A 14014-nucleotide genomic window follows, 5' to 3' on the forward strand; every position below is an offset into this window, starting at 1 on the left:
CCCCTCCCCGTCCGTACAGACTCCCACTCCCCTACGGATCCCGGACCGCGCGCGCTCACGCCTTCACCAACCCCTGCGCATTGCCGCCGAGCGCGAGGTACACGTCCTCCAGGCTCGGCGTGGCCAGCGTGAAGTCGTCGAGCGCGGCGAACGCGGCGCCCCCGGTGACCGTGGCGACGGCCGCGCGGGCCTCCTCCGGGGCGAGCCGCAGGGTCCAGCGGCGGCCCGACTCGACGGCCCGGGCGCGCAGCGCGGCGACCTCGGGCACGTCCAGCGGGGCGCTCTCGCGCCAGACGAGTTCGACCCGCACCTCGCCCGCGACCCGCTCCTTCAGCCCGGCCGGCGTGTCGCAGGCGATGACGCGGCCCCGGTCGAGGACGGCGACCCGGTCGAGCACGGTCTCGGCCTCGATGACGTTGTGGGTGACCAGCAGCACGGTGGCGCCGTGCTCGGCCCGGCGCCGGTCGACGGCGGACCACACGGCCCGCCGGGCCACGGGGTCCATGCCGGTGGTCGGCTCGTCGAGGACGAGCAGCGGCCGCCGCCCGACCAGCGCGGCGGCGAAGCAGGCCAGCCGCCGCTGGCCGCCGGAGAGCTTCTTCAGGGGGCGGGAGGCGAGCGGGGTGAGGCCCAGCTCGTCGAGCACGGCGTCCCGCTCGGCCCGCGCCTCGCGCAGTTCGAGCCCGCGCAGCCGCCCGGTCGTCTCCGCGGCCAGCGACACGGTCAGCTCGTCGAGGGCGGTGGACTCCTGTCCGAGGTAGGCGAGGATGCGCGCGGCCCGCTCGGGGTGGCGCACGATGTCGTGCCCGAGGATCTCGACACTGCCGCTGTCGGGGCGCATGAGCCCGGTCAGCTGGCGTACGAGGGTCGACTTCCCGGCGCCGTTCGGCCCGAGCAGTCCGAAGATCTCGCCGCGCCTGATGTCCAGCCGTACCCCGTCGGTGGCCCGCACCTCGGGCGTACCCGGGCTGCCCCGGCGTCCGCGGACGGCCGGATAGGTCTTGGTCAGCGCGCGCACCGAGCACACGACATCGCCCCTGTGCCCGTTTTGGACTGCCTGTGCCGTGCGCGTACTCACGAAGGACGAGCCTACGGGGTCCGATGCCCCGTTATGCGCCCGGGGCCGTCAGCCGGGCCCACTCACAAGCCGCTCTGGAGCGAATCTCGAGCCCCGCCGCACCCGAGAAGCACACCCGGGGCTCGACCGCTCCCCCGGTTCACTCCCCGGCAGGGGCGTGCTCCGCCGCCGTACGCACATCGATCTCCCGCCAGAACCCCGCCCGGATCGCATACCGGTCGTGCTCGTCGATCTGGTCGTCCTTGTGGGCGAGCAGCCCGAAGCGCGCGGCGTAACGCAGCAGCTCGCCGTCCACGCGGTGCGGCACCCGCGGGTACATCGTGGACAGCTTCTGCAGGTGGCTCGGGTCGGTGAGCCGCTCCATCCAGCGGCGCGCGAAGACCTGCCCCACCTCGTACGGATCGCCGCCGACCGTGGTGATGTCCTCCTCGCGGTCGGCCCATCGCTGCTCGGCGGACGTGAGCTGGGCGAGCGTGGGCAGCGCGGCGGCCTCAGTGGACTCCGTGGCGCCCCCGGGGCGTTCGATCCACCCCTTGTCGGACGACCACCGCAGCGTCGCGCCGGCGGGGTGCTGGGGGGCGTGGACGCCCGGTGCGCGCAGTGCGGCCAGGTCCTTCGGCGTGGGCACGCCCTTGGGGGCGGGAACCCGCTCCTCGGCCCCGTTCTGCGACTCGGCGACGGGGCTGTGCTCCGCGGCCTCGGAGGGTCGCTCGGCCGCGGAGCCGAGCGACGAGTCGGGGAGCGGCGCGGAGAGGATCGCGGCGATCTCGGGGCGCGGCACGGGCTGCGGCGCGCAGATCCCGCCGAGGTCCTTGGCCCGTACGGCCTTGGTGATCCACGCCCGGTCCAGCACCCGTCGCTCGTCGGCCTCGGCGACCAGGTCCTCGGACTGGTTGTAGTCGCCGTCAGCGGCCTGCACGGCCCACAGGTGTACGGCGACGCCGTGCTCCTTGGCGGCCATCATGCCCGGCAGCAAATCCCCGTCGCCGGTCACCAGGACCACGTCGGAGCAGGCGCGGTTGCGGGCCAGCTCGGTCAGCTCGGCGTGCATGGCGGCGTCGACGCCCTTCTGCGCCCACCGCCCGTCGCTGCGGGTCAGTGCGCCGAGGCGCACCGTGACCCGCGGCATCACGCGCAGCCGGCGGTGCTCCGGCTGCGGTACGCGGTCGGGGGCGCCGTCGAACCAGTAGATGCGCAGCAGGGGCCGCTCCGTGTCGGACTCGGCGCGCTCGCGCAGGCCCTGGATGAGGGCGGCGTGGTCGACGGTGATCCGGGATCGCGAAGGCTCCCCGGCGAGGAGACTGGCGGCAGCCCCGAGCAGATACCCGGCGTCCACCAGGACGATGCAGCGGTCCACGCGGTCCACCCTCTTTCCGGTTCCGGGAGATTCGCTTCGGGCTTCCTTCGAGTCTGCCCGACGGCGCGGAGGTTAACGGCCCGAACTCGATCTTCGGCGTGGCGTATCGGGGGATGACGCTCCGACAGGCCTTATTACGCACGGTAATTCTCCGAAATGCACTGCTTGTCAGGCTATGTGAATCTGGATCCGGCCCTGACCCCTAGGGCCCCACAGGAGGCAATCACCATGGCCAAGAACAAGAACCGCAAGCAGGGCGGCCAGCAGGACCGCTCCTCGCAGGCCGAGCGTGCGCAGGAGCGGGCGCAGCGGTCCTCGACGGAGGCGCACACGCCGATGTCGCAGGCCCAGGGCAGCCCCGCGGACGTCGCCCGCAAGCACCAGAAGCGCTTCGGCCACAACTGAGGCCACGCGTAAGGGCTGTTGAAGCCCAGGCACACGCCGAGGGGCGCATCCGACAACGGATGCGCCCCCCTCTTTTTTGGGCTCGGTTCGCCTCCGGGGCACTACAGCCGGTGTGGCTCACTCGCCGTAGGTTGCCGTACGTCAGCCCGCCAGGCAGGACGGGCCCAGCAGCACCTTCAAGTCACCGAACAGCGCCGGATCCGGCTTCACCCGGTGCCGGTCGAGCCGCAGCACGGTGGTCTTGCGCGGGCCCTGGAGCCTGATGCGCACCTCGCTCTCGCCCTTGTGGTGGCTGAGGATCTCGCCGAGGCGGCTCACCATCGGCGGGGTGACCTTCAGCGCTGGGATCGTGAGGATCACGGGCGCGTTGGTGCCCGCGTTCGACAGGTCGGGGACCTGAAGCTCCATCGCGACCAGCCGCGGCACGTCCTCGCGCTTGTCGAGGCGGCCCTTGACGAAGACGACCGCGTCCTCGACGAGTTGGGTCGACACCAGCTGGTACGTCGCCGGGAAGAACATGCACTCGATGGAACCGGCGAGGTCCTCCACCGTGGCGATCGCCCAGGCGTTGCCCTGCTTGGTCATCTTGCGCTGGAGGCCCGAGATGATGCCGCCGATGGTGACGACCGCGCCGTCCGCGTGCTCACCTCCGGTGAGCTGGGAGATGCCCGCGTCGGCCTTGTCGGACAGCACGTGCTCCAGGCCGAAGAGCGGGTGGTCGGAGACGTACAGACCGAGCATCTCCCGCTCCTGGGCGAGCAGATAGGCCTTGTCCCACTCGTCGGTGGTGAACTCGACGTCGAGTCCGAAGCCCGGCTCGCTGGTGTCCTCGTCGCCCATGCCGCCGAAGAGGTCGAACTGGCCCTCGGCCTCCTTGCGCTTGACCTGCACCACGTTGTCGATCATCGGCTCGAACTGCGCGGTGAGGCCCTTGCGGGTGTGCCCCATCGTGTCGAACGCGCCCGCCTTGATCAGCGACTCCGTGGTGCGCTTGTTGCAGGCGACGGCCTCGACCTTGTCGAGATAGTCCGGGAAGGAGGCGTACTTCCCCTTGGCCTTGCGGCTCTTGATGATCGACTCGACGACGTTCGTGCCGACGTTGCGCACGGCGGAGAGGCCGAAGAGGATCACGTCGTCGCCCTGCGCGGCGAAGTTCTGCTCCGACTCGTTGACATTGGGCGGCAGCACCTTGATGCCCATGCGCCGGCACTCGTTCAGATAGATCGCGGACTTGTCCTTGTCGTCCTTGACCGAGGTGAGCAGGCCCGCCATGTACTCGGCGGGGTAGTTCGCCTTCAGGTACGCGGTCCAGTACGAGACCAGGCCGTACGCCGCCGAGTGCGCCTTGTTGAACGCGTATCCGGCGAACGGAACCAGCACGTCCCACAGGGCCTGGATCGCCTCGGCGCTGTAGCCCTTCTTCTGGGCACCCTCCTGGAAGAGGACGAAGTTCTTCGCCAGCTCGTCGGGCTTCTTCTTGCCCATCACGCGGCGCAGGATGTCGGCCTCGCCGAGCGAGTACCCGGCGATGATCTGGGCGGCCTTCTGCACCTGCTCCTGGTACACGATCAGGCCGTAGGTGACCGCCAGGACCTCCTGGAGGGGCTCCTCCAGCTCCTTGTGGATCGGCGTGATCTCCTGGAGGCCGTTCTTGCGGAGCGCGTAGTTCGTGTGCGAGTCCATGCCCATCGGGCCGGGACGGTAGAGCGCCGAGACGGCGGAGATGTCTTCGAAGTTGTCGGGCTTCATCAGGCGCAGCAGCGAACGCATGGGGCCGCCGTCGAACTGGAAGACGCCGAGGGTCTCGCCGCGCTGGAGCAGTTCGAAGGTCGTCGGATCGTCGAGCGGGAGGGCCAGCAGGTCGAGGTCGACGCCCTTGTTGGACTTCACCATCTTGACGGCGTCGTCCATGATCGTCAGGTTGCGCAGGCCGAGGAAGTCCATCTTCAGCAGGCCGAGCGACTCGCACTGCGGGTAGTCCCACTGCGTGATGGTCACACCGTCGGTGTGCCGCACCCAGACCGGGGCGTGGTCGACGATGGGCTCGCTGGACATGATGACGCCGGCGGCATGCACGCCCATCTGCCGGACCAGGCCCTCGACGCCCTTGGCGGTGTCGATGACCTTCTTCACGTCCGGCTCGTTCTCGTACATCGCGCGGATCTCGCCGGCCTCGCTGTAGCGCGGGTGCGAGGAGTCGGTGATGCCGCTGAGGTCGATGCCCTTGCCAAGGACGTCGGCGGGCATGGCCTTGGTGAGGCGGTCGCCCATGGCGTACGGGTAGCCCAGGACGCGCGCGGAGTCCTTGATGGCGTTCTTCGCCTTGATCTTTCCGTAGGTGCCGATCATGGCGACCTTGTCGGCCCCGTATTTCTCGGTCACGTACCTGATCACCTCGACGCGCCGACGCTCGTCGAAGTCGATGTCGACGTCGGGCATGGAGACGCGCTCGGGGTTGAGGAACCGCTCGAAGATCAGACCGTGCGGGATCGGGTCGAGGTCGGTGATGCCCATGGCGTACGCGACGATCGAACCGGCCGCCGAGCCACGGCCCGGGCCCACGGCGATGCCCTGCTTCTTGGCCCACATGATGAAGTCGGCGACGACGAGGAAGTACCCCGGGAACCCCATCTGGATGATGACGTCCATCTCGTACTCGGCCTGCTTCTGGCGGTCCTCGGGGACGCCGCCGGGGAAGCGGCGCTCCATGCCGAGGCGCACCTCCTCCTGGAACCAGGTGACCTCGGTGTAGCCCTCGGGGATGTCGAACTTCGGCATGAGGTTCTTCGCCTCGAACATGCCGGCGGTGTCGATCTGCTCGGCCACCAGGAGGGTGTTGGCGCAGCCCTGCTGCCAGGCGTCCGAGGAGTCGACGGCGTACATCTCGTCCGTGGACTTCAGGTAGTAGCCAGTGCCGTCGAAGCGGAAGCGGTCCGGGTCGGAGAGGTTCTTGCCGGTCTGGATGCACAGCAGGGCGTCGTGGGCGGTCGCCTCGTGCGCGTACGTGTAGTGCGAGTCGTTCGTCACCAGGGGCGGGATGCCGAGCTTCTTGCCGATCTCCAGGAGTCCGTCACGGACCCGGCGCTCGATCTCGATGCCGTGGTCCATCAGCTCCAGGAAGTAGCGGTCCTTGCCGAAGATGTCCTGGTACTCGGCGGCCGACTTCAGTGCCTCGTCGTACTGGCCGAGGCGCAGGCGGGTCTGGAGCTCGCCGGAGGGGCAGCCGGTGGAGGCGATGAGCCCCTCGGACCACTGGGAGATGGTCTCCTTGTCCATCCGGGGCCACTTCTGGAGCCAGCCCTCGGCGTACGCGTCCGAGGAGAGCTTGAAGAGGTTGTGCAGGCCGGTCCGGTTCGCCGCCCAGATCGTCTTGTGCGTGTACCCACCCGAACCGGACACGTCGTCGCGCTTCTGGTGGGGCTGGCCCCACTGGATCTTGCGCTTGTTGCGCCGGGACTCGGGGGCGACGTACGCCTCGATGCCGATGATCGGCGTGACACCCGCCTTCTTCGCCGTGTGGAAGAAGTCGTACGCCCCGTGAAGGTTGCCATGGTCACTCATGGCGATGTGCGTCATGCCCATCTCATTGCAGGCGTCGAACATGTCCTTGAGCCGCGCGGCACCGTCCAGCAGCGAGTACTGGGTGTGGACGTGCAGGTGCGTGAACGGCGGCTTTGACACGGCTTCGGCCTCCAAGAAGAACAATCGTCGACAGGCTGCGGACAGTCTGGGGGGACAGCGTCGAAGTCTATGACGCGCCACTGACACTGGAGACGAACACTGGGCGCGAAGCGCCTCGATGAGGGGCGGTGGTCGGGTGACGGGCGGGCCGATCACCCGTACCTTCATGCGGGGCGCGCGGGCACTCCCGGGTACCTTCGTCCGTTGGGAGTGGACGGAAGCAACCGTCCCGGCGGACGGGCACGTCCTTCCCTCATGTCACGCACCACCTGCACCAGGAGGCACCCAGCGATGTCGGTCCCGCAGCTCAGCGCCGAGCAACGCGGCGAGCAGATCCTCGCCGTCTTCGACACCGCCTTCGGCGAGCTCCTGGCCGCCGACCCGGCCGCGTTCCGCGTCAAGTTCCGCAAGATGGCGGCCTCCGCCTTCGCGTTCTACCGGGGCACGGCGGGCCTCTTCTACCACGACCTCACCGCGGAGATCGGGTTCGGGCCGAGGCGCGGCGGACCGTACCTGGACGAGCGCACCTCCCGTGTGTGGATCCACGGCGACCTGCACGCCGAGAACTTCGGCACGTACATGGACGCCAACGGCCGCCTGATCTTCAACGTGAACGACTTCGACGAGGCGTACGTCGGCCCCTTCACCTGGGACCTCAAGCGATTCGCCGCCTCCGTGGCCCTCATCGGGTACGCGAAGGCGCTCAGTGACGACCAGATCACCGAGCTGGTCAAGGTGTACGCGGCCGCCTACCGCGAGCGCATCCACGCCCTGGCCACCGGCGCCAAGAGCGACGAGGTGCCGCCCTTCACGCTGGACACGGCCGAGGGCCCGCTCCTGGACGCACTGCGTGACGCCCGCTCGCTGACCCGCTTCGGGCTGCTCGACTCGATGACCGAGATCCGCGACTTCGAGCGCCGCTTCGCTCCCGGCGGCGGCTCCATCGAGCTCGACGCGGCCACCCGCTACAAGGTGCTCGCGGCCTTCGACGGCTACCTGGAGACACTCCCGGAGTCCTCCCTGGCCCGCCCGGACTCCTACCGGGTGAAGGACGTCGTCGGCCGCCGCGGCATCGGCATCGGCTCCGCGGGACTGCCCTCGTACAACATCCTTCTGGAGGGCAACAGCGACGCCCTGGAGAACGATGTCGTGATCTACATCAAGCAGGCCCAGACCCCGGCCGTCTCCCGGCACATCACGGACTCCGCGATCCGCGAGTACTTCCAGCACGAGGGCCACCGCACGGTGATCTCCCAGCGCGCCCTGCAGGCGCACGCCGACCCGTGGCTGGGCTGGACCGAGCTGGACGGCGCCGGCCAGCTGGTCGCCGAGGTCTCGCCGTACGCGGTGGACCTGGACTGGGGCGACATCGACGACCCGGAGGAGATCGCCTCGGTCGTCGCCGACCTCGGCCGGGCCACGGCCACCATGCACGCCGCGGCCGACGACGAGAGCGGCCACTCGGAGCTGGTCCCGTTCTCCACCGAGCGGGCCATCGACGCGGCGATCGCCGCCGACGAGGACGGCTTCGCGGGCCTCCTGGTGGACTTCGCGCACAGCTACGGCGCCCGCGCGCGTGCCGACCACCAGATCTTCGTCGACCTGTTCCGCAACGGCCGGATCCCGGGCCTGTAGGCACCCCGGACGACGGACCCACAACGCTCCCGTAACACATAGGAACCCTTTAGGGGGCCCTTACGGGAGCACGTGGGACACTCGGCTCCGCTATGGACATATCCGGGACCCAGCTCAGAGCCGTGCGCGCGGCACTGTTCACGGCTGTCGTCGTGACGCTCTCCACCGCGTCGCATGTGCTGCTGTCCCGGGTCCCGCTGCCGCTGGGCACCGTGGCGGCGATCGCCGCGGCCGTCTTCGCCATCGCGTACGCGCTGGCGGGCCGCGAACGCGGCTTCGGCCGGATCGCCGCCCTGCTCATCCCGCTGGAGCTGACCGCCGACACCGTGTTCACCACGGGCCAGCACGTCTGTTACGGCAGGGCGGGCGGCCCCGTCGCGGGCCCACTGCGCTCGGTCGGCTTCGACGTGCTGTGCGGCGGCGGCAGTGTGGGCTCACCGCTGGCCCACGTGACCGGCGGCAGCGGCGGCCGTGCCGCCGCCCTGCTCGCGCAGACCGACCCGGCCGCCGCCTGGCTGCTGCTCGCCGCCCACGTCACCGTCGGGCTGCTCGCGGCCGCCTGGCTGCGCCGCGGCGACCGCGCCCTGGACCAGTTGCTGGGCGCGGTGGCCGCGGCCACGTTCCGGCCCCTGCTGATCGCGGTCGCCGCGGTGACCGTACGGCTCGCCCCCGTACGCCGGCTGCCGCGCCCCGCGCGCCGGAGCGCGGGCGCCCGCACCCGCCTGTTCGTGCACTCCCTGGGACGGCGTGGACCGCCGCTCTCGGCCGCTTTCGCCTGAGCCAACGCTTCTGCGTGACAGCCCTTGAGCACCAGCAGTCCCCCATACGTAATCCCGCATACGACGTGTGCGCGTCCCCCATGGAGATCACCAACATGAGCAAGCGGAACAGCCAGGCGGCGAAGACGGCGGCCCGGGAGAAGCTGCGCCTCGAGCGCGAGCGCCAGGCCAAGCGCGACAAGGTCAAGCGCCAGGCCATCGTGGCCGGCTCCATCGTCGCCGTCCTCGCGATAGCCGGCGGCGTCGGCTACGCGGTCGTGCAGAACAACAAGCCGAGCTACTGGGCGGGCCTGAAGGACGCCAAGGTCGTCGCCCCGGCCAACACCACGGGCACCAAGGGCACCACCGTCGTCATCGGCAAGAGCACCGCCAAGAAGACCCTCAAGGTCTACGAGGACCCGCGCTGCCCGGTCTGCGCCCAGTTCGAGCAGACCGTCGGCTCGACCGTGAAGAAGGACATCGACGACGGCAAGTTCAAGTTCCAGTACGTCGGCGCCACGTTCATCGACGACAAGGACAACGGCCAGGGCTCCAAGAACGCGCTGAGCGCCCTGGGCGCCGCGCTGAACGTCAGCCCCGAGGCGTTCCTGGAGTACAAGACCGCGCTGTACTCGGCGAAGTGGCACCCGGACGAGACGACCGACAAGTTCAAGGACGACGCCTACCTCCTCAAGGCCGCCGACACCGTTCCCGCGCTGAAGGGCAACACCGCGTTCCAGAACGCGGTGAAGAAGGGCACCTACGACGCCTGGGCGATGGCCATGTCGAAGACCTTCGACGACAACAAGGAGGGCGTGACCGGCACCCCGGGCTTCGTCATGGACGGCAAGCAGCTCAACGGCGGCACCCCGCTGCTGACGGTGGCCGACTTCGACAAGGTGGTGGACGCGGCTCTCAAGGGCTGACGCCGACGGGGAATCCGGCCTCCGCGTGAAGAGCGGGCGAACTTTCGAGGTTCGCCCGCTCTCGCGCATACCGATCAGTAACCTGATCGGTCGTGACCAGTCGATACAGATCATCCGAGGCATCTCAGGGCGTCAACTCCCCCTCGCCCCGCCGCCGTACGGTCGTCAAGGCCGCGGCGGCGACCGCTGTCCTGGCCGGCCCGCTCGCCGCCGCGCTGCCGGCCCACGCCGCCGCGGACGCCCCCGCCTTCCTGCACGGCGTCGCCTCCGGCGACCCGCTCCCGGACGGCATCCTGCTGTGGACCCGGGTGACGCCCACCTCCGAGGCGATACCCGGCTCCGGCGTCGGCCCGGACACCGAAGTCAGCTGGACCGTCGCCAAGGACAAGGCGTTCACCACGATCGTCTCCAAGGGCTCCCTCACCGCGACGGCCGCCTCCGACCACACCGTGAAGGCGGACATCCGCGGCCTGGAACCGGCCACGGACTACTGGTTCCGCTTCTCCGCGGGCGGCACCGACTCGCCCGTCGCCCGCACCCGCACCGCCCCTGCCGCCAACGCCGCCGTGACGGGGCTGCGCTTCGGCGTCGTCACCTGCGCCAACTGGGAGGCCGGCTACTTCTCCCCCTACCGGCACCTGGCCGCGCGCGGCGACCTGGACGCCTGGCTGCACCTGGGCGACTACATCTACGAGTACAAGTCAGGCGAGTACGCGGCGCGCGGCACGGTCGTCCGGCCGCACTCCCCCGCGAACGAGATCATCACCCTCGCCGACTACCGCACGCGGCACGGCAAGTACAAGACCGACCCCGACCTCCAGACCCTGCACCACAAGGCGCCGGTCGTGGCGATCTGGGACGACCACGAGTTCGCCGACAACTCCTGGTCGGGCGGCGCGGTCAACCACACCGAGGGCGCCGAGGGCACCTGGGCGGCACGTCAGGCCGCCGCGAAGCAGGCCTACTTCGAGTGGATGCCGGTACGCCCGGCGATCGAGGGCACCACCTACCGCCGGCTGCGCTTCGGCAAGCTCGCCGACCTCTCCCTGCTCGACCTGCGGTCCTTCCGCTCCCAGCAGGCGTCCACCGCCAGCGGCACGGTCGACGACCCGGACCGTACGATCACCGGGCGCGCCCAGCTCGACTGGCTGAAGACCGGGTTGAAGGTGTCCGACACCACCTGGCGGCTGGTCGGCAACTCGGTGATGATCTCGCCGTTCGCCATCGGCTCCCTCTCCGCCGACCTGCTCAAGCCGCTCGCCAAGCTGCTCGGCCTGCCCCAGGAGGGCATCGCCCTCAACACCGACCAGTGGGACGGCTACACGGACGACCGCCGCGAACTGCTGGCGCACCTGCGCTCCAACGCCATCCGCAACACGGTCTTCCTGACCGGCGACATCCACATGTCGTGGGCGAACGACGTGCCCGTGGACGCGGGCACCTACCCCCTGTCGGCCTCGGCCGCCACGGAGTTCGTCATCACCTCGGTGACCTCCGACAACCTCGACGACATCGTCAAGGTCCCCGAGGGCACCGTGTCCGCGATCGCCTCGCCGATCATCCGCGCCGCGAACCGGCACGTCCACTGGGTCGACACCGACCGCCACGGATACGGCGTCCTGGACATCACCGCCGACCGCGCACAGATGGACTACTACGTCGTGTCCGACCGCACGAACGTCAACGCGACCTCGGCCTGGGCCCGTTCGTACCGCACGCTCACCGGCACACAGAAGGTCGAGCGCACCTACGACCCGGTGTAGAGAACAATTCCGGGCACGGCCGGGAAGATCTTGGTAGCGTCGCACACATTGTCGGATCGTCGCACTGACGATCCGACAATTTCCTTACGATTGGAGTCACATGGCCACCCCCCAAAGTGTCCTGACGAAGACCGCAGTGCTCGGCGCCGCCCTGGCCCTCGCCGGACTCACCGCCACATCCGCCGAGGCGCAGGAAGCCACGGCGGCAGCGGCACCGGCGTTCGTCAACCTCACCACGGCCGAAAGCTCTCCCATATACGCCGAGCCCACTTCCTCGTCGACGAGGTACCGCACGGAGCCGCGGGGCACGACCCTGCGGATCCAGTGCTCGACCACCAAGACCCCCTCGGGGGAGCGGTGGTTCAGGATCTACGACTCCAAGCCGACGTCCTGGGTGTGGTCCGGTCACTTCCCGTCGCAGGTGCACCCGCCCAAGGAGTGCTTCCCAGGCTAGGGTCTGCGACGTTCCACAACGCCGGTAGTCGCAGTTGATCGTAGGTGAACAGACGGGCCCGGGTCATCCGACAGATGGCCCGGGCCCGTCTGTTGGAAGCCTGTCACCCCGGTGCGACGGACCGCTACAGCGAGTCGAGGAAGCCGAGCGCCACCCGCCAGGTGGCCTCGGCGGCCTCCTCGTCGTAGTCGGGCAGGTCGGGGTCGGTGTACAGGTGCCCGGCGCCCGCGTACCGGTAGATCTCCACGTCGGCGCCCGCTTTGCCCATCTGCAGGTACCACGCGCTCAGCCAGTCGTCCGTCTCGAACGGGTCCGGCTCCGCGACGTGCAGCTGGACCGGCAGCTCGTCCACCGACGCACTCTCGGCGATGTCCGACGTGCCGTGCAGGAGCAGCAGCCCACGGGCCTTCTCGTCGCCGAGCGCCAGGGTCTGCGCGATGGACGCGCCGAGCGAGAACCCCGCGTACACCAGGCCGCGGTCGGAGTAGGGAGCGGCGGCCAGCACGGCGCGTCTGAGCAGCTCCTCCTTGCCGATCCCGTCATTGAAGGCCATGCCCTCCTCCACGGTCTCGAAGGTGCGTCCCTCGAAGAGGTCCGGGGTCCACACCTCGTGCCCCGCGGCCCGCAACAGGTCGGCCGCCGCGCGCACCGCGGGCCGGGGCCCGTAGGTCGAGTGAAAGAGCATGATGTTCATGCGCCCCATGGTGCCAGCCACGACTGACAACACCGGATCGAGGCCCAGGGACCAGGGCGAGATGTTCAGGGCGGCCCCGAGCCGGTTACGGTCTCAGGCATGGAGAACGTACTGCGTCCCCTGATCGTCGTCGGTGGCTCGGTCGTGCTCACGCTGCTCATCGGGTGGGCCGTGGACCACGTACTGCGCAAGGCCGACACCCGGCACCAGGAAGCCTCCCTGTGGGGCCTGCTGCGTCGCGCACGGGTCCCCTTCCAGCTCGTGTTGTTCGCCGCCCTGCTACGCGGCTCGTACGACCAGGCGAAGCTGCTCGTGGAACACCGGGTCGGCGTCGGCCGCACCCTGACCCTGATCCTCATCGGGTCCGCCGCGTGGCTCGTGGTCCGCATCGCGACGGCGATCGTCGAGACCTCCTACACCCGCTACGCGAACGCCCACCACGACCCGGCGCGGGTCCGCCGGGTGCGCACGCAAGTGACCCTGATCCAACGGGTGGTGTCCGCGATCGTCACCGTGGTGGCCGTCGCCTCGATGCTGCTCACCTTCCCCGCGATGCGCGCGGCCGGTGCCTCGCTGCTGGCCTCGGCCGGCATCCTCGGCATCGTCGCCGGTGTCGCCGCCCAGTCCACGCTGGCGAATCTCTTCGCCGGGCTGCAGATCGCCTTCGGCGACATGGTGCGCCTCGGTGACACGGTCGTGGTGGACGGCGAGTGGGGCACCGTCGAGGAGATCACACTGACGTTCCTGACGGTACGCACGTGGGACGAGCGCCGGATCACGATGCCGGTCTCGTACTTCACTTCCAAGCCCTTCGAGAACTGGTCCCGCGGCACCCCCCAGATGACCGGCATCGTCTTCTTCCACGTCGATCACTCGGCGCCCGTGGAGGCGATGCGCGAGCAGCTCCGCGACATCCTGCGCGAGTGCCCGGCCTGGGACGGCCGCGACTACGGCCTCGCCGTCACCGACTCCACCCCCAACACCATGCAGGTGCGCGCCCTGGTGACCGCGAAGGACGCGGACGACATCTGGACGGTACGGGTCACCGTGCGCGAACGCATGATCCGCTGGCTCACCGACGTACACCCCTACGCCCTCCCCCGCGTCAACACGACCGAAGCGATCCTGCCCCCGCTCTGGCCCAACGGCCGCCCCCACCGCCCGGACCACGACGACACCGACGGCGCGATAACCGCCCCCACGACCCCCCACATCCCCGACCCCCCACGAACAGGCCCAGGCCGAGGCTGACCACCCCAGGAC

General features: G+C 69.7%; 11 protein-coding genes. 7 read left to right on the top strand and 4 right to left on the bottom strand.

The annotated features are described in order from the left end of the window. Positions 1-55 precede the first annotated feature (55 nt). The gene (locus tag ACIQTP_RS18815) at positions 56-1078 is read right to left on the bottom strand and encodes an ABC transporter ATP-binding protein (protein WP_403401102.1); all 1023 of its coding nucleotides are present in this window, start codon (positions 1076-1078) and stop codon (positions 56-58) included. Between the two features lie 139 nt (positions 1079-1217). After that, complete coding sequence (locus tag ACIQTP_RS18820; RefSeq protein WP_403401104.1) at positions 1218-2435, bottom strand: NYN domain-containing protein; 1218 nt, start codon at positions 2433-2435, stop codon at positions 1218-1220. 228 nt (positions 2436-2663) lie between these two features. Between ACIQTP_RS18820 and ACIQTP_RS18825 the strand changes: the two genes are divergently transcribed. Further along, on the top strand, positions 2664-2840 hold the full coding sequence (locus ACIQTP_RS18825; protein WP_403401106.1) for a hypothetical protein: 177 nt from the start codon (positions 2664-2666) through the stop codon (positions 2838-2840). A 141-nt stretch (positions 2841-2981) separates the two neighbouring features. Here the strand turns inward: ACIQTP_RS18825 and dnaE are convergent, their stop codons facing one another. Continuing rightward, positions 2982-6521 carry a DNA polymerase III subunit alpha gene (gene dnaE, locus ACIQTP_RS18830; protein WP_403401108.1) on the bottom strand — a complete coding sequence of 1180 codons (3540 nt, stop codon included), beginning with the start codon at positions 6519-6521 and terminating at the stop codon, positions 2982-2984. Between the two features lie 291 nt (positions 6522-6812). Here dnaE and ACIQTP_RS18835 point away from each other — a divergent pair, with 291 nt between their 5' ends. The 5 genes from ACIQTP_RS18835 (at position 6813) to ACIQTP_RS18855 (ending at position 12057) form a co-directional block, all read left to right on the top strand. After that, a complete protein-coding gene (locus tag ACIQTP_RS18835) occupies positions 6813-8156 on the top strand; it encodes a DUF2252 domain-containing protein (RefSeq protein ID WP_168508178.1) in 1344 nt (447 codons plus the stop codon). 92 nt (positions 8157-8248) lie between these two features. Next, positions 8249-8935: a hypothetical protein gene (locus ACIQTP_RS18840; RefSeq protein WP_403401109.1), complete on the top strand. Its 687-nt coding sequence runs from the start codon at positions 8249-8251 to the stop codon at positions 8933-8935. A 95-nt stretch (positions 8936-9030) separates the two neighbouring features. Further along, complete coding sequence (locus tag ACIQTP_RS18845; RefSeq protein WP_403401111.1) at positions 9031-9840, top strand: thioredoxin domain-containing protein; 810 nt, start codon at positions 9031-9033, stop codon at positions 9838-9840. A gap of 92 nt (positions 9841-9932) precedes the next feature. After that, positions 9933-11603, top strand: coding sequence for an alkaline phosphatase D family protein (locus ACIQTP_RS18850; protein ID WP_403401113.1), 1671 nt, complete (start codon positions 9933-9935; stop codon positions 11601-11603). Between the two features lie 100 nt (positions 11604-11703). After that, positions 11704-12057, top strand: coding sequence for a hypothetical protein (locus tag ACIQTP_RS18855; protein ID WP_403401115.1), 354 nt, complete (start codon positions 11704-11706; stop codon positions 12055-12057). 124 nt (positions 12058-12181) lie between these two features. Here the strand turns inward: ACIQTP_RS18855 and ACIQTP_RS18860 are convergent, their stop codons facing one another. After that, positions 12182-12751 (bottom strand): dienelactone hydrolase family protein, encoded by a 570-nt coding sequence (locus ACIQTP_RS18860; RefSeq protein ID WP_402037413.1) that lies wholly within the window; start codon positions 12749-12751, stop codon positions 12182-12184. A gap of 99 nt (positions 12752-12850) precedes the next feature. Between ACIQTP_RS18860 and ACIQTP_RS18865 the strand changes: the two genes are divergently transcribed. Continuing rightward, positions 12851-14002 (top strand): mechanosensitive ion channel family protein, encoded by a 1152-nt coding sequence (locus ACIQTP_RS18865; RefSeq protein WP_403401117.1) that lies wholly within the window; start codon positions 12851-12853, stop codon positions 14000-14002. The last annotated feature ends 12 nt before the right edge of the window (positions 14003-14014 follow it).

The organism is Streptomyces sp. NPDC090798, assembly GCF_044768965.1.
In the GTDB taxonomy this organism is placed as follows: Bacteria; Actinomycetota; Actinomycetes; order Streptomycetales; family Streptomycetaceae; genus Streptomyces.